Source organism: Paractinoplanes durhamensis, assembly GCF_016862175.1.
Classification (GTDB): Bacteria; Actinomycetota; Actinomycetes; order Mycobacteriales; family Micromonosporaceae; genus Actinoplanes; species Actinoplanes durhamensis.
The window spans coordinates 63,474-80,907 of sequence record NZ_BOML01000084.1 but is presented as its reverse complement, the minus strand read 5'-3'; the positions used below and the strand labels follow the sequence as shown (position 1 = coordinate 80,907).

15 protein-coding genes are annotated in these 17,434 nt (G+C 70.9%); 7 read left to right on the top strand and 8 right to left on the bottom strand.

The window, feature by feature from the left end:
- Positions 1 to 642: 642 nt before the first annotated feature.
- A complete protein-coding gene (locus Adu01nite_RS44365; RefSeq protein ID WP_203735415.1) occupies positions 643 to 1,104 on the top strand; it encodes a hemerythrin domain-containing protein in 462 nt (153 codons plus the stop codon).
- Between the two features lie 45 nt (positions 1,105 to 1,149).
- Here the strand turns inward: Adu01nite_RS44365 and Adu01nite_RS44360 are convergent, their stop codons facing one another.
- Positions 1,150 to 1,437, bottom strand: coding sequence for a hypothetical protein (locus tag Adu01nite_RS44360; RefSeq protein ID WP_203735414.1), 288 nt, complete (start codon positions 1,435 to 1,437; stop codon positions 1,150 to 1,152).
- A 272-nt stretch (positions 1,438 to 1,709) separates the two neighbouring features.
- Between Adu01nite_RS44360 and Adu01nite_RS44355 the strand changes: the two genes are divergently transcribed.
- The 4 genes from Adu01nite_RS44355 to Adu01nite_RS44340 all read left to right on the top strand — a co-directional run bounded on the left by Adu01nite_RS44355 (position 1,710) and on the right by Adu01nite_RS44340 (position 4,198).
- Positions 1,710 to 2,087, top strand: coding sequence for a VOC family protein (locus tag Adu01nite_RS44355; RefSeq protein ID WP_203735413.1), 378 nt, complete (start codon positions 1,710 to 1,712; stop codon positions 2,085 to 2,087).
- Positions 2,080 to 2,397: an ArsR/SmtB family transcription factor gene (locus Adu01nite_RS44350; protein ID WP_203735412.1), complete on the top strand. Its 318-nt coding sequence runs from the start codon at positions 2,080 to 2,082 to the stop codon at positions 2,395 to 2,397. The genes Adu01nite_RS44355 and Adu01nite_RS44350 overlap by 8 nt, the downstream gene beginning before the upstream one ends.
- On the top strand, positions 2,390 to 2,815 hold the full coding sequence (locus tag Adu01nite_RS44345) for an SRPBCC family protein (RefSeq protein ID WP_203735411.1): 426 nt from the start codon (positions 2,390 to 2,392) through the stop codon (positions 2,813 to 2,815). Before Adu01nite_RS44350 ends, Adu01nite_RS44345 begins: the two co-directional genes overlap by 8 nt.
- Positions 2,816 to 2,899: 84 nt before the next feature.
- Positions 2,900 to 4,198 carry an ArsB/NhaD family transporter gene (locus tag Adu01nite_RS44340; RefSeq protein WP_203735410.1) on the top strand — a complete coding sequence of 433 codons (1,299 nt, stop codon included), beginning with the start codon at positions 2,900 to 2,902 and terminating at the stop codon, positions 4,196 to 4,198.
- Between the two features lie 3 nt (positions 4,199 to 4,201).
- On the opposite strand, the gene Adu01nite_RS44335 is transcribed toward Adu01nite_RS44340, so the two are convergent.
- The 3 genes from Adu01nite_RS44335 to Adu01nite_RS44325 all read right to left on the bottom strand — a co-directional run bounded on the left by Adu01nite_RS44335 (position 4,202) and on the right by Adu01nite_RS44325 (position 7,000).
- Complete coding sequence (locus Adu01nite_RS44335) at positions 4,202 to 4,648, bottom strand: CBS domain-containing protein (RefSeq protein ID WP_203735409.1); 447 nt, start codon at positions 4,646 to 4,648, stop codon at positions 4,202 to 4,204.
- 15 nt (positions 4,649 to 4,663) lie between these two features.
- Positions 4,664 to 5,959 carry a Na+/H+ antiporter NhaA gene (gene nhaA, locus Adu01nite_RS44330; RefSeq protein WP_203735408.1) on the bottom strand — a complete coding sequence of 432 codons (1,296 nt, stop codon included), beginning with the start codon at positions 5,957 to 5,959 and terminating at the stop codon, positions 4,664 to 4,666.
- Between the two features lie 96 nt (positions 5,960 to 6,055).
- The gene (locus Adu01nite_RS44325; RefSeq protein ID WP_203735407.1) at positions 6,056 to 7,000 is read right to left on the bottom strand and encodes a calcium/sodium antiporter; all 945 of its coding nucleotides are present in this window, start codon (positions 6,998 to 7,000) and stop codon (positions 6,056 to 6,058) included.
- Positions 7,001 to 7,124: 124 nt separating this feature from the next.
- Here Adu01nite_RS44325 and Adu01nite_RS44320 point away from each other — a divergent pair, with 124 nt between their 5' ends.
- Positions 7,125 to 7,934 (top strand): ArsR/SmtB family transcription factor, encoded by an 810-nt coding sequence (locus Adu01nite_RS44320; RefSeq protein ID WP_239133180.1) that lies wholly within the window; start codon positions 7,125 to 7,127, stop codon positions 7,932 to 7,934.
- Positions 7,935 to 7,949: 15 nt separating this feature from the next.
- Here the strand turns inward: Adu01nite_RS44320 and Adu01nite_RS44315 are convergent, their stop codons facing one another.
- Both Adu01nite_RS44315 and Adu01nite_RS44310 read right to left on the bottom strand, forming a co-directional pair.
- On the bottom strand, positions 7,950 to 8,915 hold the full coding sequence (locus Adu01nite_RS44315) for a TIGR03086 family metal-binding protein (RefSeq protein ID WP_203735406.1): 966 nt from the start codon (positions 8,913 to 8,915) through the stop codon (positions 7,950 to 7,952).
- The gene (locus Adu01nite_RS44310) at positions 8,912 to 9,235 is read right to left on the bottom strand and encodes an ArsR/SmtB family transcription factor (protein WP_203735405.1); all 324 of its coding nucleotides are present in this window, start codon (positions 9,233 to 9,235) and stop codon (positions 8,912 to 8,914) included. Before Adu01nite_RS44310 ends, Adu01nite_RS44315 begins: the two co-directional genes overlap by 4 nt.
- Positions 9,236 to 9,443: 208 nt before the next feature.
- On the opposite strand from Adu01nite_RS44310, the gene Adu01nite_RS44305 reads away from it, so the two are divergent.
- The gene (locus Adu01nite_RS44305; protein ID WP_203735404.1) at positions 9,444 to 10,199 is read left to right on the top strand and encodes an alpha/beta fold hydrolase; all 756 of its coding nucleotides are present in this window, start codon (positions 9,444 to 9,446) and stop codon (positions 10,197 to 10,199) included.
- Positions 10,200 to 10,437: 238 nt separating this feature from the next.
- Here Adu01nite_RS44305 and Adu01nite_RS44300 read toward each other — a convergent pair whose 3' ends face one another.
- Both Adu01nite_RS44300 and Adu01nite_RS44295 read right to left on the bottom strand, forming a co-directional pair.
- Positions 10,438 to 15,300, bottom strand: a complete 4,863-nt coding sequence (locus Adu01nite_RS44300; protein WP_203735403.1) for a WD40 repeat domain-containing protein — start codon at positions 15,298 to 15,300, stop codon at positions 10,438 to 10,440.
- Between the two features lie 148 nt (positions 15,301 to 15,448).
- Complete coding sequence (locus Adu01nite_RS44295; RefSeq protein WP_203735402.1) at positions 15,449 to 17,428, bottom strand: cellulase family glycosylhydrolase; 1,980 nt, start codon at positions 17,426 to 17,428, stop codon at positions 15,449 to 15,451.
- Between the last annotated feature and the right edge of the window lie 6 nt (positions 17,429 to 17,434).

The following is a 17,434-nucleotide window of genomic DNA, read 5'->3' as shown; positions in this document are numbered from 1 at the left end:
CTGCTCGACCTGCTCCGCCAGGACGGCGGCCACTCGGTCCCGGCGCGCCGAGGCCGCGTCGAGAAACGTCTGTTCCTCGGCGATGGCGGCCTGGCGGCGAATTTCCTCGGCATTCCGGTGCATGGGGAGACCTCACACGAGCGATTCGGTATGCGTTCGACCGGCAATGCTAGGGAGATCGGGAACGGGAATTCGAATGGAAGAGACAGGAATCTCACGGGCTTGCGATTCTCGGCGGTCTTCTGTCGCCAAGCGCGGAATTGGCCCTTGATTATCCGGTCCGAACCTGCTCGGCCGTACGCGACGAGCATTCTGCAGAATGCGCCCGTATGGCGTTCGGCCGATCCAGCACCGGCCGGCGAAGAGGCATCCGAGCAGAAACTATCCGCGGGCCACGGCGAGGAATTCCGGTCTTGTACGGACGTCGGTGCGCAGCCGGCCGAGCATGGCGGAGGTGACTGTCGTGGCGCCGGTGGCCTGCACTCCCCGCCAGGGGGCCGCAAGCCCGAGATAGCCGGCAACGTCCAGGCCGTCGCACGAACCGCCGAACAGACAAGCTCCGGCGCCGCCCGTACGCGTACTGTCAGCGGTGTAATCGCCCCAGACCCCGGCGCCCGTGTTCCGCAAACGTCAGGGGTCGCCATGCAAAAATTCCAGATTGTCGTCTCACCCGACGTCGTCGATGTTCTGCGCCATGAGCACGAGCAGATCCGACGGCGGTGCGTAGACGTGCGGGAGGCCGGCCGCGACCACAAGAGGCAACCGCTGGCTGCCCTGCAACAGGCTGTTCATCGGCACCAGCTCGGGGAATTCGCCATTGCTCACCCGGCGGTTCGCAACAACGGCCCGGACGGCGACGCGATTGCGCTCGGCCTTCAGGTAGAGGGCGAACAACTCGGCCGCTCGCTCATCGAACTCGTCCGGCTCGGCGTCGGGCACGCCGACTTCGACGCCCGGTTCGCGGCCGTGTGCGACGCCCTGCTCGACCATGCAGCGGACCAGGAGAGGGACGAGTTCCCACTACTTCGCCGCCACCTGCCGGCCCAGCGGTTGCACATGATGGCCAGCGCCATGAACGACATCCGGATCATGGCGCTCGACTGAGAAGCGGCCGCCGCGACGCCCTATCGGCAGGCGGCCGCCTCGGAATCAGAACGGGGGCTCGTCTTCACCCATCAACGCCAGCGTGACGCCGCCCTTTCCGCTCTTGCGACTCAGGACGACGACCTTGCCGGTGCTGCCGTCGGGCAGCTCCAGCGTGAAGGTCTTTCCGACCACATCTTTTCCGACACCGCCGGAGCCGTCCGCGGGCCGGAAATCGCCTGCCCAAGGCGAGTTTCCGCCCTTACGGCTGGGTTCGCTGAAGAGTGCGGCCGTGCCCTGGGTTCTGGTGCCGTCCGAGGAAAGAAGCGTCGAGGCGGTGCGATAGGTAGGCATATGCGGAAAGGTTATCTCGGAATGCTCTCGGTTGCGGTCCGGGAACTACGCCATAAGGCCAAAGAAATGACTCGGTACGCACTGGTGGTCGACATCGGCGCGAGCCGCACACGGCGCGGTGGCCGCCTCGAGGATTTGAGTGCGGACGGATATCCCGCGTTGGCGAGCGAACGTGGTCAGTCGGTGGCGCGTGCGGCCGTGACGATGAGGTCGCTGACCGGGTGGCCACTGACGGCTTGACCGGTAGGAGATCTCCTACCTATTGTTGCGGCATGACGATCACACACATCGACGTGGTGTCGCTGCCGGTCAGCGACCAGGAGCGGGCCCGCGACTTCTACGTCGGCACGCTCGGCTTCGAGCTGGTACGCCAGAACAAGATGGGCCCGGCCCAGCAGTGGATCCAGGTCGCACCGAAAGGGGCGCAGACCTCGATCACGCTGGTCACCTGGTTCGACACCATGCCGGCCGGATCGCTGCAGGGCCTGGTCCTGCACGCCGACGACATCGACGCCGAGGTCACGGCACTGACCGCGAAGGGAGTGCAGGTGCCCGACGGGGTCCAGGACGCGCCGTGGGGCCGGTACGCGGTGTTCACCGACCCCGACGGCAACCGGCTCGTCCTTCAGGGACGACCGGTCCGTGCCTGAGGTCGACGTCTTCACCGCGATCGCCAACCCGGCCCGCCGCGAGGTGCTGCGGCTGCTGCGCGACGGCGGCCCGCACCCCGTCGCGCAGCTGGCCGAGCGGTTCGACATGAGCCGGCCGAGCCTTTCGGAGCATCTTCGCCTGCTCAAGGACGCCGGTCTGGTCACCGAGCGCCGGGCCGGCCGCCAACGGCTCTACTCCCTGGAGGCCGGGCCGCTGCACGAGCTGGCCGGATGGCTCGCACCCTACGAACAGTTCTGGCGCGAGAAGATGAGCGACCTCGCGACGTTCCTGGACGCCGACGATGACTGACGAGCCCGCCTCGATCGAGGTCGACCAGTACCTTCCGCATCCGCCGGGCAAGGTGTGGCGGGCGCTGACCGACCCGGCCCGGTTGGCCACCTGGTTGATGCCGAGCGATTTCGCGCCGGTCGTCGGGCACCGGTTCACGTTCCGCACCGAGCCGCGGCCCGGGTTCGACGGCATCGTGCACTGCCGGGTACTCGATCTGGAGCCCGAGCGGCTGCTGCGCTGGTCCTGGTGCAACGGCGCCCTCGACAGCACCGTGACGTGGACCCTGGCCGCCGAAGGCCACGGCACCCGCCTGTTCCTGCGCCACGACGGCTTCGACCCCGGCGATCCCTGGCAGCAGCAGGCCATGCGGATCATGGGCGGCGGCTGGCGCTCGCACATCATGCGCGCCCTGGAGGCCGAACTCAACGCAGGATGAATCGCTGCTAAGTTGATCGCAGGTGTGCCGGGAAGTCTGGTCGGCGATCAATGACGGCTGACCGAGTTCCAGGGAGAAACCTACGTGGGCGTGCTCGCCTGGGTCGCGGTGGCGGTGTTCGTGACCGCCTACGCGCTGATCGCCACCGAGAAGATCAACCGGGTGGCGGTAGCGCTCGGCGGAGCGTCGATCATGCTGGCCCTCGGGATCACGAACGCCGAGCACGCGTTCTTCTCCGAGGACTCGGGCATCGACTGGAACGTCATCTTCCTGCTGCTCGGCATGATGCTCATCGTCGGTGTGCTGAAACAGACCGGCCTGTTCGAGTACGTGGCGATCTGGGCGGCCAAGAAGGCCCGCGGCCGCCCGTTCCCGATCATGGTGATCCTGATCGTCGTCACCGGCCTCGTGTCGGCCGCGCTCGACAACGTCACCACCGTGCTGCTGGTGGCGCCGGTGACCCTGCTGGTCTGCGACCGGCTCGGCGTACCCCCGGTGCCGTTTTTGATCTCGGAGGTCCTCGCCTCGAACATCGGCGGCACCGCGACGCTGGTCGGCGACCCGCCGAACATCATCATCGCCAGCCGGTCCGGGCTGACCTTCAACGACTTCCTCAGCGTGTTGGCCCCGTTCATCGTGGTCGTGCTCGCGGTGCTGGTGGTGCTGTGCCGGTTCATGTTCCGGGCGGCGTTCCGCTACGACGCCGCCCGGGTCGAACGGGTGATGGCGCTCCACGAACGCGACGCCATCCGGAATCCGCGTCTGGTCGTGCTCAGCCTGGCCGTGCTCGGCGCGGTGCTGATCGCGTTCGGCCTGCACACGGTGCTCGGCCTGGAGCCGTCGGTGGTGGCGCTGCTCGGCGGGCTGCTGCTGCTCGCGCTGTCCCGGCTGGACGCGACCGAGGTCGCCAAGGATGTCGAATGGCCGACCCTGGTGTTCTTCGCCGGCCTGTTCGTCATGGTCGGCGGGCTGGTCGCCACCGGGGTCATCGACAGCATCGCGCACGCCGCCACCGACGCGGTCGCCGGGAAGCTGTGGCCGGCCACCCTGCTGCTGCTCTGGGCCTCCGCCGCCCTGTCGGCCATCGTCGACAACATCCCGTACGTGGCGACGATGAGCCCGATCGTCGCCGAGCTCGTCGACGCCTCGGGCGGCAACGACCACGCCCAGGTGCTGTGGTGGGCCCTCGCCATCGGCGCCGACCTGGGCGGCAACGCCACCGCCGTCGGCGCCTCGGCCAACGTCGTCGTGCTCGGGATCGCCGAACGGGCCGGGTATCGCATCTCGTTTTGGGGCTTTACCAAGTACGGGCTGATCGTCACCGCCATCTCGGTCGCGCTGGCCGTGCCGTACCTCTGGCTACGCTTTTTCGCCTTTGCCTGATCTCTAGGTACCGAGCATCCGGTCGAGCAGACCGTCGAGCGTTATTGCACCGGTCATCACCCGGTCGGCGTCGACCACCGCGACCAAGGGTACGTTCGAGCGGGCCATCACCGAGGCGACCTCCAGGAGCGTCGCGTCGGCGCTGACCGCCGGAAGCTCCGGCCGGATGCGCGGGAGTAGGTCGCCCACCGTGCGGTCGCCGATACCGTCGAAGATGACGTCGGCCGCCTTCTCGTCGATCACCCGGGCCAGGGCCGGATCGTCCTGGCAGTAGGACGGTAGCGCCATCCGCAGCACCTGCGTCCCGGCCAGTACCGTCATCGGACGGCCCTTCCCGTCGACCACCACCAGACCCGGCAGATCCTGCGCCGCCAGCACCCGGGCCGCCTCCCGAGCCGGCGTGCTCTCCACCACCGTGGTCATCTGGACAGCCACGTTCCATGCGCGCATGACCCGACCCTACGCTCAGGCCCGCAGGTCCCGGCGCTGGTAGATGTCAGGGATGTCGTCGCCGTCGCGATCCACCTGCTCGGCCTCCCGGATCCGCCGGTAGACGCGGTTGCGGGCCCGCAACACGACCGACGCCAGCATCGCGGCGACCAGCGAGCCCAGCAGTACCGCCACCTTCACGTGGTCGTCCCGCTCGCCGGCGCCGAAGGCCAGCTCGCCGATCAGCAGCGACACCGTGAAGCCGATCCCGCCCAGCACGGCGAGGCCGGCTATGTCGATCCAGGACAGGCCGGAGTCGATCGTCGCCCGGGTGAACCGGGCCGTGAGCCACGTCGCGAGCAGGATCCCAATCGGTTTCCCGACGACCAGGCCAACCATGATCCCGATGGCGATCGGATCGGACAATGCCGAGGTCAGCCCCTCGACGCCGCCGATCGCCACGCCCGCCGACATGAACGCGAAGACCGGCACCGCGATCCCGGCCGAGATCGGCCGGAACTGGTGCTCGAAATGCTCGGCCAGGCCGGGCCCGGCCTCGGGGCCGCCGGCCCGCTCGGAGCGCAGAACGGGTACGGCGAAGCCGAGCAGCACCCCGGCGACGGTCGCGTGCACCCCGGAGGCGTGCACCAGCGCCCACGCCGCGAACGCCAGCGGTAGCAGCAGCCACCAGGATCGCACCCGCCGCTGCACCAGCACGGTGAACAGCGCCAGCGGCACCAGGGCCGCGAGCAGCGGCAACACGGACAGGTGGGCGGTGTAGAAAACAGCGATGATCACGATCGCGAGGAGGTCGTCCACGACTGCCAGGGTCAGCAGGAACGTGCGCAACGCCGTCGGCAGCGACCGCCCGACCACGGCCAGCACGGCCAGCGCGAACGCGATGTCGGTCGCCGTCGGGATCGCCCAGCCCTGAACCGCGCCGCCCAGATTGACCAGCGTGTAGAACACCGCGGGCACGATCACGCCACCCGCCGCGGCGGCCACCGGCACCGCCGCCCGCCGCGGATCACGCAGATCACCGGCCACGAACTCGCGTTTGAGCTCCAGCCCGGCGACGAAGAAGAAGATCGCCAGCAGGCCGTCGGCTGCCCAGGTCCCCAGCGACAGGTCCAGGTGCAGCGCGGACGGGCCGACAGTGAAGCCGACCAGCGTGTCGTAACCCCCGGACCAGGGCGAATTCGCCCAGATCAGCGCGACCAGCGTGCCGGCCAGCAGCAACGCGCCACCGATCGTCTCCTTGCGGAGCACGTCGGCGATGCGGCGCGCCTCACCCCACGAGCCGGGACTGAACAGACGCGGTGCTTCACTCACGAAAAGGCCAGCTTTCGGGGTCGGGACAGCCACTTGCCGACCAGGCTTCCCGGCGCACCACCCGCTAACCTACCCGCTCCGGAGCCGAAAATCCGGTCAGGCCGACAACAGCAGCGGAGCGACGATCGCGTACGCCAGGGTCAGCAGGGCGCCGTCGAGGCGCGTGAGCCGCCGGCCGCGGCGCAACAACAGCCAGGCCAGGCCGGCGCTCAAGAGCATCGTCACGGTCAAAACCTTTCCGGCGTACGCCGTGGTGCCGTCCGCGAAGCCGATCACCGCGCCGCCGACGAGACTGTTGAACAGATTGCTGCCGAACAGGTTCCCGACGACCAGGTCCGACTCGCCCCGGCGTTGCGCCTGCACCGAGGTGACCAGCTCGGGCAGGGAGGTGCCCAGCGCCACCAGGGTGAAGCCGATGACCAGCTGCGACACGCCGAGACTGGCCGCGACCGCCGACGCGCCGGTCACCAGCAGCTGAGCTCCGGCCAGGACGCCGAGAAGGCCGAGAACCGCTCGCAGCACCTCCAGGCCGGTGCGGTGGGGACGAGCGACGAACTCCTCGACGTCGCCGGCCAGCCCGGCCTCGTCCCGGCCGTCGCGGGCCCACCGCACCAGCAGCCACACGGCGGCCAGGCCCGCGGCGGCCAGGATCACGGCCGTCCGCACGCCCAGGCCCGCGACGACGGCGATCAGCCCGAACAGGCCGACCGCGGCGACGGCGAGCGGCACCTCCCGCCGGATCACCCGCGACGCCACCGGGATCGGGGCGATCAGTGCCGCGAGGCCGAGCAGGAGGGTCAGGTTGAGGATGTTCGAGCCGACGATGTTGCCCACCGCGATGCCGGTGTCACCGCGGGCCGCGGCCAGGCCGGAGACCAGGAACTCCGGAGCCGAGGTGCCCAGGCCGATCACCACGACACCGACGACGACCGGAGATATCCGCAACCGGCGAGCGAGCCGGGACGAACCGAGCACGAGATGGTCGGCCGCGACGGCCAGCAGGATCAGCCCGGCGACCGCGCCGGCGATGTCGAGGATCATGGTGTGCCCCTTGTGGACGGCCTTCTACCTCATCGCCGACCAGGCTTCCCGGCACACCTTCGTTCACCGTACCGGACGCGCGCATTGACGCTCGCTTGACATTATGCAGGCAATCACCTGCATAATGCTGGCTGTGGCCGGTGACATGGACGGAGTGTTCAAGGCGCTCGCCGACCCCACGCGCCGCCAGCTGCTCGACAGCCTCCGCCAGGAGGACGGCCAGACGCTGGGCCGGCTCTGCGGACGGCTGGCCATGACCCGGCAGTCGGTGACCCAGCACCTCGGCATCCTGCTGGAAGCCAACCTGATCAGCATCGTCCGGCACGGCCGGGAGAGACGGCACTACCTCAACCCCGTTCCGATCCACGAGTTGCAGCAGCGATGGATCGCTCCCTTCGAGCAGCCCCGGCTACACGCTCTCGACACCATCCGGCGACACGCAGAGGAGCCGCACATGTTCACCGGCAAACCCACCTATGTGTACGTGACCTACATCCACGCCACCCCCGAACGGGTCTGGGAAGCGCTGACCGACGCGGACCTGACCGGCGCCTACTGGGGACACCGCAACGTCTCCGAGTGGGAACCCGGCTCCCGGTGGGAGCATCAGCGCACGGACGGCTCGGGCATCGCCGACGCCGGGGGCGTCGTCGTCGAGGTGACCCCGCCGACTCGCCTGGTCATGACTTTCGACGATGCGGATGCCGAGGCCACGTCGAACCCCTCCACGGTTACGTTCCTCGTCGAACCGCACCACGACATCGTCCGGCTGACCGTCACGCACGTGAACCTCGCGACCGACAAGGACGTCGAACTCGTCTCGGCCGGCTGGCCCGCGGTCATGGCCAACCTGAAGTCCCTGCTCGAGACCGGCCAGGTGCTGCCGCAAGCACCGTGGGAGATGCACGCCGAACTACGCGGCGCCCAGCAATGACGGTGGCTTTGCGTTTCAGACGGGGCGGCCCGAGAACGCGACGAGGCGATCCAGCGCGGGTGCATCCGCGCTGATCGGGATCGCCGGGTCGAAGCCCGCGCTCTCGCGAAGCCCGGGCGTGACGATCTGTTCGGCGAGGCCGAGGACGTAGGTGGCGACCTCGTCGGACACGGTCACCTTCTGTCCGGTGGCGGACGCGAAGTCCCATGCGTGGACGAGAAACTCCACGGACAGGATGCCCGCCGCGAGGGTCGCCGGCAGCTCCTGCGACCCGGCCTGCACCGTGCCGTCCAGGCCCCGCCGCATCCAGGTCTCGACCGCCTGCCGGGCCGCCTCGGCGATCCGCGACTCGAGGTCACCGGCCGGGACCGGCCCGAGCGTGCCACCGGCCAGGCTGGTCAACGAGGTCAGCGAACCCCGCAGGTGCGTCTCGAGCCGGCCCACGGTGAACTCGCTGCAAGGCGTCGACTTGCCGAGGTCGTCCTCGCCGATGCCGCGCAGCACGTGCTGCAGCACGGCGAGCGTCGCGTTGGCCGAGGTGAGTTGATCGAGGCGCTCCGGGGCGGCGGCCCACTCGTCGGGACCCGCGTCACCGCCGGCGGCGGCGCGTTCGAGCCGCTCGAAGAAGTGGGTCCAGCCTTCGAAGACGCCCTCGCCCTTGTCCGCGGGAATGCCGTCGTGGACCAGGCGTACGAGGGTGCCGCCGTCGACGGGCTCGATCGTGATGATCACCGTGTCCATGCGGGGATCGGGCGAGTCCTCCCAGCCGAAGCTGAGCACGAGCCGCCGCCCGGGTTCGACCTCGGTGATCGAGCCGACGGTGACCGCCATCGGGGTCAGGGTCCAGCGGAACTCCCCGCCCGCCCGCAGGTCGACCCGGGCGGACACGGTGAGCCAACGTCGCAGGCGGTCCGGCTCGGTGATGAGCGCAAAGGCCTCGTCGGCGGAGACGGGCAGCAACGCGGTTTTCTCAACGATCACGAGTAATGCTCCTCGGGGTGCGTAGTGGCTCTCCTGGTGGCGTCGGCCACCAGGAGCTCGAGCTCGGTGCTCCAGAAGCGGTCGATCTCGGCGCGCAGCTGGGCGATGCCGGCAGGCACCACGCTGTAGTGGCGGTGCCGGCCGTCCTTGCGGGCGGTCACCAGCCCGGCGCCGGCCAGCACCGCAAGGTGCTGGGAGATCGCCGGCCGGGTGGCCGTGAAGTGCTCGGCCAGCTCGCCGACCGTCTTCGGACCGGTCGCCAGCAGCTGCAACAAGCGTCGCCGTGTCGGCTCGGCTGCTGCGGAGAAGGCGTCGACCACCCGAATAGGTTAGCGTGGACTTACGCATTTGCAAGGGACACCACCCTCGGCCCTCGACTGATCAGGACCGCGGGAACACACTTGCGTGATGCCGACCGTCTACCGGAACGCGCGTGGTGAACAAGCGGTACGACGGTGGTGCTCCGACGCGTTGGCGCGGGCGGACTTCCCCGTCCGGCAGCGGACGGTGCGAACCGGTGCCGGACAGGTGTCGTTGACCTCCGCCGGAACCGGGCCGACGCGGATCCTCCTGGTGCCCGGGACCGGCTCCAACGCCGCAGTCGCGCTGGGGTGGCTGCATGCCCTGTCGGCGCGGTGGGCGACCACGGTGGTGGATCTGCCGGGCCAGCCCGGACTCAGCGATCCACGCCGCCCGCCCCGGTCCCGGCTCGCCTGGTACGGCCGGACGCTGGACGAGATCCTGACCACGATGGACGGCGACGACGTGGTCGTCGTGGGAAATTCGCTCGGCGCCGCCGTGGCCCTGGCCGCCGGGTCGCCGCGAATCGCGGGGCGGGTGCTGATCTCCCCCGCCGGGATCATCCGCCTCAAGGTGGACCCGGAACTGGCACTGGCCTCGGCCCGGTGGCTGCTCCGGCCCACCACCGAACACACCCGCACGATGCTCCGGCTGTTCGTCGCCCCCGGCACCGCGCCACCCGACACCGAGGTGCAGTGGATGACCCTCATGGCCACCAGCTGCCGCACGACGCTGGCCCCACCACCGTTGCCCGCCGAGATCCTTGCCCGCCGCGCCGAACAGCCCTGCGTCGTCGGCGTGGGAGAACACGACCGGTTCCTGCCCCCGGCGCGGCTGGGACCGGCCCTGCGCCGAACCATGAACATCGACCTGCGGGTCATGCCAGGCGTCGGTCACCTCACCACCCCGAAACACCTCGGCAAGGTGGTCGCCCTGGTCGCCGAGGTGGCCGACCCGACGTCGTCCAGCCCGACACCGGAGTGACCGCAACTCGTCAGCGCCAGATCGATGCCATCTGCCGCTCCAGAGCCTTCGGGTCATCGCGCCGCGCTTGACGACCTGCACGGGACATCGCGTCCGGGAAGATGTCCTTTGGTGTGCCGCAGGCATCGGACGGTGTGGCCCTTCCAGGTGATGGCGGGCGGATCCTCGGTAGCGCAGCGGTCGAAGGCGACCGGGCAGCGCGGATGGACCCGTTCAGGCAGCCGACACAAATGCCTGTTCACGGTTGGCTCGGCTGCGGCGTGACCTGAAACGCGATCACGCCGCGCTCGGTACCCGCCACGACGTGCCCGCCTCGTCCGGCGACCGCCAGAATCGGCGTGTCGAGCACGATCCTCCGTTCCGGTTCGGTGCCGGCGCCGGCACCGAGCAGCAGCGCCGGGCCCGCCGCCAGCGCCAACCGGCCGTCGCCGAGGTGGGCCAGCCCGTCGACCGCCGCGCCGGCGCGGACCTCGCCCGGGTGTGACACCTGGCGTTCCCGCCGTAGCGACCAGCGGCGATGCCGCCCCGCCGTCAGATTCCAGGCCCGAACTGTGCCGCCGGCATCGGCGGTGACCGCCACCGGATGCTCGTCGACCTGGTACACCGCGACGGCGGTGACGGCGGCGGCGTGCCCGATCAGCGGTTCGCCCAGCGGGTGCCCGGTGGCGAGGCTCCACAGCCGGACGGTCCGGTCCGTCCCGCCACTGACCACGATGTCCGTCTCGTCGATTCGCCCGACCGCGACGCAGGTGATCCCGCCGGTGTGCCCGGTCAGCGGCCCGCCCCGGGCTCGGCCGGTCGCCAGATCCCACAACCGCACGGTGCGATCGTGACCGCCGGTGACCAGCACGGGCTCCCGGTCGACGCGACCGGCAGCCAGACACGCCGCCCCGCCGGGGTGCCCGGTCCGCGGGTCTCCGAATGCCCGGCCGGCGGCGAGGTCCCACACCCGGACGGTCCGGTCCGGCCCGGTGGACACGGCGACGCTGCGGCGGTCGACCTCGGCCAGGGCGAGCGACGTCACCGGAGCGGTGTGACCGGTGAGCGCCACCCCGACCGGCTGCCCGGTGTTCAGATCCCAGATCCGTACGCGGTGGTCGGCGCCGCCGGCGACCACCACGGCAACGCCGTTCAGGTCGCCGACCGCCACGGCGCCGACGGCGTCGTGCTCGAACTCGGCGTACTCCAGAGGCGTGCCGGTGGCGAGGTCCCAGACCCGGATGGTGTTGTCGTGCCCGCCGGAGACGACGACCGGGGTGCCTTCGCGGTCCACCACGGCCACCGCCCGGACACCGCCGCTGTGCCCGGTCAGCGGTTTGCCGACCGGCTTGCGGGTCGCCAGATCCCACACCCGCACGGTCCGGTCGTCGCTGCCCGAGACCAGCACCTCCCGGTCGTCGAGCCGGGCCACGGCCAGGGCGGTGACCGTGCCGTGGTGTCCGGTCAGCGGCCGGCCGAATTGCTCGCAGGTGGTCAGGTCCCACAGCCGCACCGTGTGGTCGGCGCTACCGGAGATCGCGACCGGCCGCTCATTCACCGCACCGAGCGCCACCGTCCAGACGGTGCCGGAATGGCCGGTCATCGTCTGCTCGACCGGGCGGCCGCTGTCCAGATTCCACAGCCGCAGTTGTTTGTCGCGTCCGCCGGAGACGGCGATCGGCCGATCATCGAGCCGGCCGGCGGCGAGTGCGGTGACGCCGCTGCTGTGGCCGATGCCGTTGTGCAGCTCCGCCATGGCGTCCAGGTCCCAGACGCGCACGGTCTGGTCGTCGCCGCCGGACACCGCGACCGGACGGCCGTCGATCTCGGTCAGCGCCACCGCCCACACCCAGGCGCTGTGACCCGTCAGCGGCCCGCCGAATCGCTGGTGTTCGAGGAGATCCCACAGCCGCACGCGGTAGTCGGCGCCGCCGGAGACGACGACCGGACGGCCGTCGCGGTCGCCGGCCGCGATCGACCAGACCGCGCCGGTGTGGCCGGCGATCGGCCGGCCGATCGGATGGCCGCTCAGCAGGTCCCACACCCGCAGGGTGTGGTCGGCGCTGCCGGAGACCACGATCGGTGTCCCGTCGAGGCTCAGCGCGGCCAGCGACATCACCGAGTCGCTGTGTCCGGCGAACGGCCGGCCGGAGTGCCATTTCAGAGCCAGATCCCACAGCCGTACGGTGTGGTCGTGGCCGCCGGACACCACGACCGGCCAGCCGTCGACGTGTCCGAAGGCGACGGCGGCGACCCCGCGCGTGTGGCCGGCGAGCGGCTCGCCGACGGTGCGGCCGGTGACCAGGTCCCACGCCCGTACGGTCCGGTCGTCGGAGCTCGACAGGACGAGCGGTGCGCCGTCCAGTTCGGCCACGGCGAGACCGGTGACCGCCTCGGTGTGACCGATCAGCGAAGACCCGATGGGGCTGTGGCTGCTGACGTTCCACCGCCGGACGATGCCGTTCTGATCCGCCGTGACGGCGATCGGCACCTCGTCGTGGACGGCGAGGACCACCGCGGTCAAGGGCGCGTCGTGCCCGCTGATCGGCTTGCCCAGCAGGGCACCGTCGGCCAGGTCCCAGACCCGCATGGTGCTGTCGTGCCCGCCGCTGACCACGATCGGGGATCCGTCGAGCTCCCCCAGCGCCACCGCGGTGACCGCACCGGTGTGCCCGGTCAGGGGCGGGTTGATGGGGCGGCCGGTGTCCGGATCCCACCGCCGGACGGTGCCGTCCCGTCCGGCCGAGACCAGCCAGGTGCGCCCGCCGGCGGCGCCGAGCGCGAGCGCGGTGACGCCACCGGTGTGCCCGGTCAGGGGCTCGCCGATCGGCGAGCCGGTGACCAGGTCCCACCTTCGGATCGTCCGGTCGTCGCTGCCGGAGACGGCCACCGGGCGGTCACCGATCCAGCCGGTCGCGACGGCGGTGACCCCGGCGGTGTGGCCGCACAGCGGCTCGGCGATCGGCTCGCTGCTCGTCAGGTCCCACCGCCGCAGGGTGTGGTCGTCGGAGCCGGTGACGGCCACGTCGGCGCCGGCCCGCTGGCCGACCGCGGCGCACAGCACGGCGCCGGTGTGCCCGGCCAGCGGGCGGTGCGGGAGATCCACGTGCCATGACGCCCACCGGGCCGACCACGGCCGCGGGAACTCGGCGAAGGCGTCGGCGAGGGTGGTCGCCCCACCGCACCGGGCGGCCAGCTCCAGGTAGGCGGCGTGGGTACCCTCCGTGGCCTGCTCCTCGGCCCGGCGGTACGCGTCGACCGCCGCCTGGGCGGCCTCGCTCCGGGCCGCCGGCAGCGCGGCCACCATCTGGGGGTGGGCCGCGACGATGAGGAAGCCGACATCGGTGAACAGGTCGTCCACGTCCTGTCCGGCGGCGGCGTGGGTGATCAGATGGGTGCGGGTGTACGCCTGCGCGTCCGCCCAGCTGGGTCCCCGCCCGGCGGTCCGCGGCACCGCGGCACGCAGCGCACCGGCGATGGCGCGGTGGTCGGCCGTCTCGTCGCGGCCGGCGCGCAGGCAGTCGGCGAGGGCAGCGTGGCTCAACCGGTACACGGACTGACCGTCGCTCAGGTCCTCCACGAGGTAGCCGGGCACGCTGTCACAGAGCCGGCGCACGTCGTCGTGCCCGTACCGGTCGCCCGGGTGCAGCGCCTCGGCCAGTGCCGGCCAGGTGTCCTCCCACGGCAGGCCGGCTCCCTGGGCGTACGCCAGCGGCAGCAGCAGCGCCCGGGCCCGGGCGGCATCGTCCCCCAGCCGGCCGGACAGGTCGGCGTGCACGGCCGCGCTGAGATCATCGGGCAGCGCCGCCTGCCACTGCGGGTCGTCGACGGCGGTGAGCCGCGCACCGGCGGCGACCGACGCGGCGACGATCCGGGCGGTGAGGAACGACTGTCCGGGCACCGCCGCGATCGCCTCGGCGGCCCGGGCCGCGTCCGCCGTCGCGAACGACCCGTCCGGCATCGCCCGCCGCAGTTCCTCGCCGGCCAGTTCGCGGACCGCGTCGCGGTCGAGGTACTCCGCGGCATCCAGGTCGACGATCTGCGCCTCGGCGACGAACAACGGCAGCAACTCACTCCCGGCGGCGAGCAGCACCCGCAACTCACCACCGTAGGCCGCGAGCAGGGCCGACACGGCACGGATCAGCTCCGGCGGGTCCACCGCCTCGTCCACACCGTCGACCACGACGGTCAGTGGCCGGCCCGCCTCCAGCGCAGCGGTGATCCGGGCCACGACCTCGTCCTCGGTGCGGCCCTCGGCGTCCAGCCGAAGATGGGGGCCGGTGCCGGCCGCGGCTCGCAGCAGTGCGGACTTACCGGAGCCGGCCACCCCCGTGACCACCTGCAGGACCGGGGCGTCCCGGCCGCCCGCCAACCAGCCGGTGACGGCGGCGAGGGCTGCGCGGCGGCCGATGAACCGCGCCGCGGCGACGGCAGTGGCCGTGTGCCGGGGGTTCGGAAAGGTCACCGCCGCCGCCCTGGCTGACCCGAAGCTGTGGTGGGTGACGGTCAGAGCCTCGGCCACGTTCCCGCTCGACAGGTCGGCTCGCAGCGTACGGACGATTCCGGCCAGCGTCAGCAGCGGTTGGGCGGGACCACCGCTGGCCGGCAACATCGCGGCGCGGGCGAACAGAACGGCGAACGGCGAGGGTGCCCGGGCGGTGGCCGGGGTAGCGGCGAGGACCACCTCCAGCACGGCGCCGCCGGCCGCGGTTATCGGCACCGCCCACGTGGCCGCCTCGGGATCACCGCCCACGTCCAGCAGGAGCGCGAGCCGGCCCATCGGGGTGGCACCGGCGAGCAGCGATGCCACGATCTTGCCCACCCGAACACCCGGCGCGTCGCCCGGCGGCTCGGGCAGCAGCACCAGGTCGTCCTCGACGACGGAGCCACGGGCCGTGATCGCTACGACCAGGGTGTCGCCGCCGGCGCACTCGCCGGCCAGGTCGCGCAGCTGCTCGCACAGCGTGTCGGCGCGGCCGAGGTCAAGGTCCGGCCCCCGCCGGAAGCCGAGGGACGTGGTGAACAGCGCCGCCACCGGGTCGCCGTCATCGGGACCGGCAGCCGCCACGGTCGTCACGAACAGCCGGCCCGCGCTGCCCGGTGTCGAAGGATCGGGGGTCATCGGCCACCTCGCGTTGCGCACCTGAACATACGAAATGCTAGGTTTGCGAAGCCTGTGAGGGGTGCGAACCCGCGCAATCGTGTGGTTCGACCGTCGGGACGGCCTGCCGCAGGAGACGATCAGGTCGGTGACAGACCGCTTTCGCGGGTTATTCGATGCGGACGTTGTCCAGGTCCACCGTTCCGGGGTTGATGTAGATCCACAGCACGCGGACGTCGCTGAGTGCGGCGCTGTCGCAGGACATCGCGGTCTGCAGGTCGATCGTCGCCGTTGTCGTCGTGTCCTGGTTGATCCAGGTGAAGCCGGACTGGCACCAGGCGAACCCGGACCCGGTCTGCACCGCGATCGCCGCGTTGGTGCCCGCGGCCGGGCTGGTGCGCAGGTCGTACTTCAACGACGACCGGCTCGACATGTCGACGGGCCCGGCGAGGGTGACGCCGAACCAGCCGCCGTCGGCCGCCGCGACACGCAGGCCGTGCGTGCCCTCGGTGGCGAACTCGGTGGTCTGCTCGACGGTGCCCGCGTTCGTCTGCCAGGACGCGGACGCCCAGCCTTCGACGCCGTCCTCGAACGAGTAGAGCAGCTGCGCCGCGGCCGGGTCCGGCTTGACCGTCACCGTCACGGTGGCCACGTTGGACCAGCGACCGGCCTGATCCTGGAGCACGTAGGAGGTGATCGCCTTGCCGGCGAATCCGGCCTGCGGGGTGAGGGTCAGCGCGCCGGCGCCGTCGACGGTGAAGACGCCGCCGGTGACCGTGGCGCTGGTCTGCCGTCCCGCGGTGGCCGGGTCGAGGTCGATGCTCGCCGGGCGGATCTTGGCACGGTAGGCGATGTCGTTGGCGGCCGGTTGCAGGGTCACCGGGGTGTTCGCCGCGGTGATCGCGGTGTCGTTGTCGGCGACCGGCGGGAGCGACAGCTGCCCGTGGGCAATCTCGGTGGTGGCGTTCGAGATCGTGGTGCAGACCGGGCTCGGGCAGTAGACGGTGAACCCGTCGTAGTCCGGGTAGAGCGTGCCGTCGTCCTGCGAGCCGGAGAGGATCCAGTAGAGGAAACCGTTCCCACCCGTACGCGTAAAGGTGTTTGTCCATTCCTGATAGACCGGATTTCGGGTGGCCTTGTCCTTCCAGCCGAACTCGCCGAGCATCACGGCCTTGCCGAGCTGCTTGGCGGCGGTGTTGTGCCGGGTGATGTAGTCGTCGGCCCATTGCGGCGTGCGGTTGCCCCAGCCGTCCGGGTACAGGTGGTACGACATCACGTCGACGGACGGCAGCGAGGCCAGCGCGATGCTGTCCACGCCCTCGCCGCAGTTGTCGATCCAGTCGGGCGCGTCCGGCCCGTCGCAGAAGAAGCCCTCGTCGCCGACGCTCACCAGGTGGTTGCGGTCGAGCGACTTGAGATATGAGGTCATCTCGCCGGCCCAGCCGGTCAGCGTGTCCGTGGTGCAGGCAGCGCTCTGCGGGTAGCCGCCGGAGCCCTTGCAGCGCGGCTCGTTGCCCAGCTCCCACGTCATGATCGTCGGGTCGTCCCGGTACTTCACGCCGGTGATCGTGTTGACCCGGTTCAGGATGTGCGCGAGGTAGTCCTTGTACCAGCCCCTGATCACCGGGTCGGTGTAGAAGTCGTCGTGGTACGAGGCGCCGCGCCAGCGTACGTACTGGTCGATGCCGCCGAAGTCGGACCAGTTGTTGGTCAGCGGCAGCACGAGCCGCTGCCCGGCCTTTTGCGCCGCGGCGATGACGTAGTCGAGGCGCTCGAGCCCGTTGGGCCCGTCGTTGAAGGCCGGCTTCTCGCCGTCCCAGTACTGGAAGTACACGCCGTCCGGCGCCGGGGCGACCGAGTTGCTGCCGTCGGCGTTGCCGATCAGGCCGAACGCCCAGGTCCGCATCACGTCGAAGCCGGCCGTCCGCGCGTCGGCGAAGACGTCGTCGACCATCGCCCGGCTCTTGTAGAACAGGTAGTAGTTGTTGGTGCCACCGAAGCGGAACGGTTTGCCGTTCAGCTTGAGCGTGCTGCCGGAGCGGGTGACAAACCCGGCGTTCGACGCCGGCTGCACCGCGGCGACGGCCGGCCCGGCCGCGCCGAGCACCCCAGCGAATGCAGCGAGAACAGCGACGATGGCTCTCCGCATGACACG

Excerpts from the sequence above, each read along its gene's own strand:
- Adu01nite_RS44365 (WP_203735415.1), top strand. The coding sequence starts at position 643 with ATGCAAAAATTCCAGATTGTCGTCTCACCCGACGTCGTCGATGTTCTG.
- Adu01nite_RS44360 (WP_203735414.1), bottom strand. The coding sequence starts at position 1,437 with ATGCCTACCTATCGCACCGCCTCGACGCTTCTTTCCTCGGACGGCACC.
- Adu01nite_RS44355 (WP_203735413.1), top strand. The coding sequence starts at position 1,710 with ATGACGATCACACACATCGACGTGGTGTCGCTGCCGGTCAGCGACCAG.
- Adu01nite_RS44345 (WP_203735411.1), top strand. The coding sequence starts at position 2,390 with ATGACTGACGAGCCCGCCTCGATCGAGGTCGACCAGTACCTTCCGCAT.
- Adu01nite_RS44335 (WP_203735409.1), bottom strand. The coding sequence starts at position 4,648 with ATGCGCGCATGGAACGTGGCTGTCCAGATGACCACGGTGGTGGAGAGC.
- Adu01nite_RS44325 (WP_203735407.1), bottom strand. The coding sequence starts at position 7,000 with ATGATCCTCGACATCGCCGGCGCGGTCGCCGGGCTGATCCTGCTGGCC.
- Adu01nite_RS44320 (WP_239133180.1), top strand. The coding sequence starts at position 7,125 with ATGCTGGCTGTGGCCGGTGACATGGACGGAGTGTTCAAGGCGCTCGCC.
- Adu01nite_RS44300 (WP_203735403.1), bottom strand. The coding sequence starts at position 15,300 with ATGACCCCCGATCCTTCGACACCGGGCAGCGCGGGCCGGCTGTTCGTG.
- Adu01nite_RS44295 (WP_203735402.1), bottom strand. The coding sequence starts at position 17,428 with ATGCGGAGAGCCATCGTCGCTGTTCTCGCTGCATTCGCTGGGGTGCTC.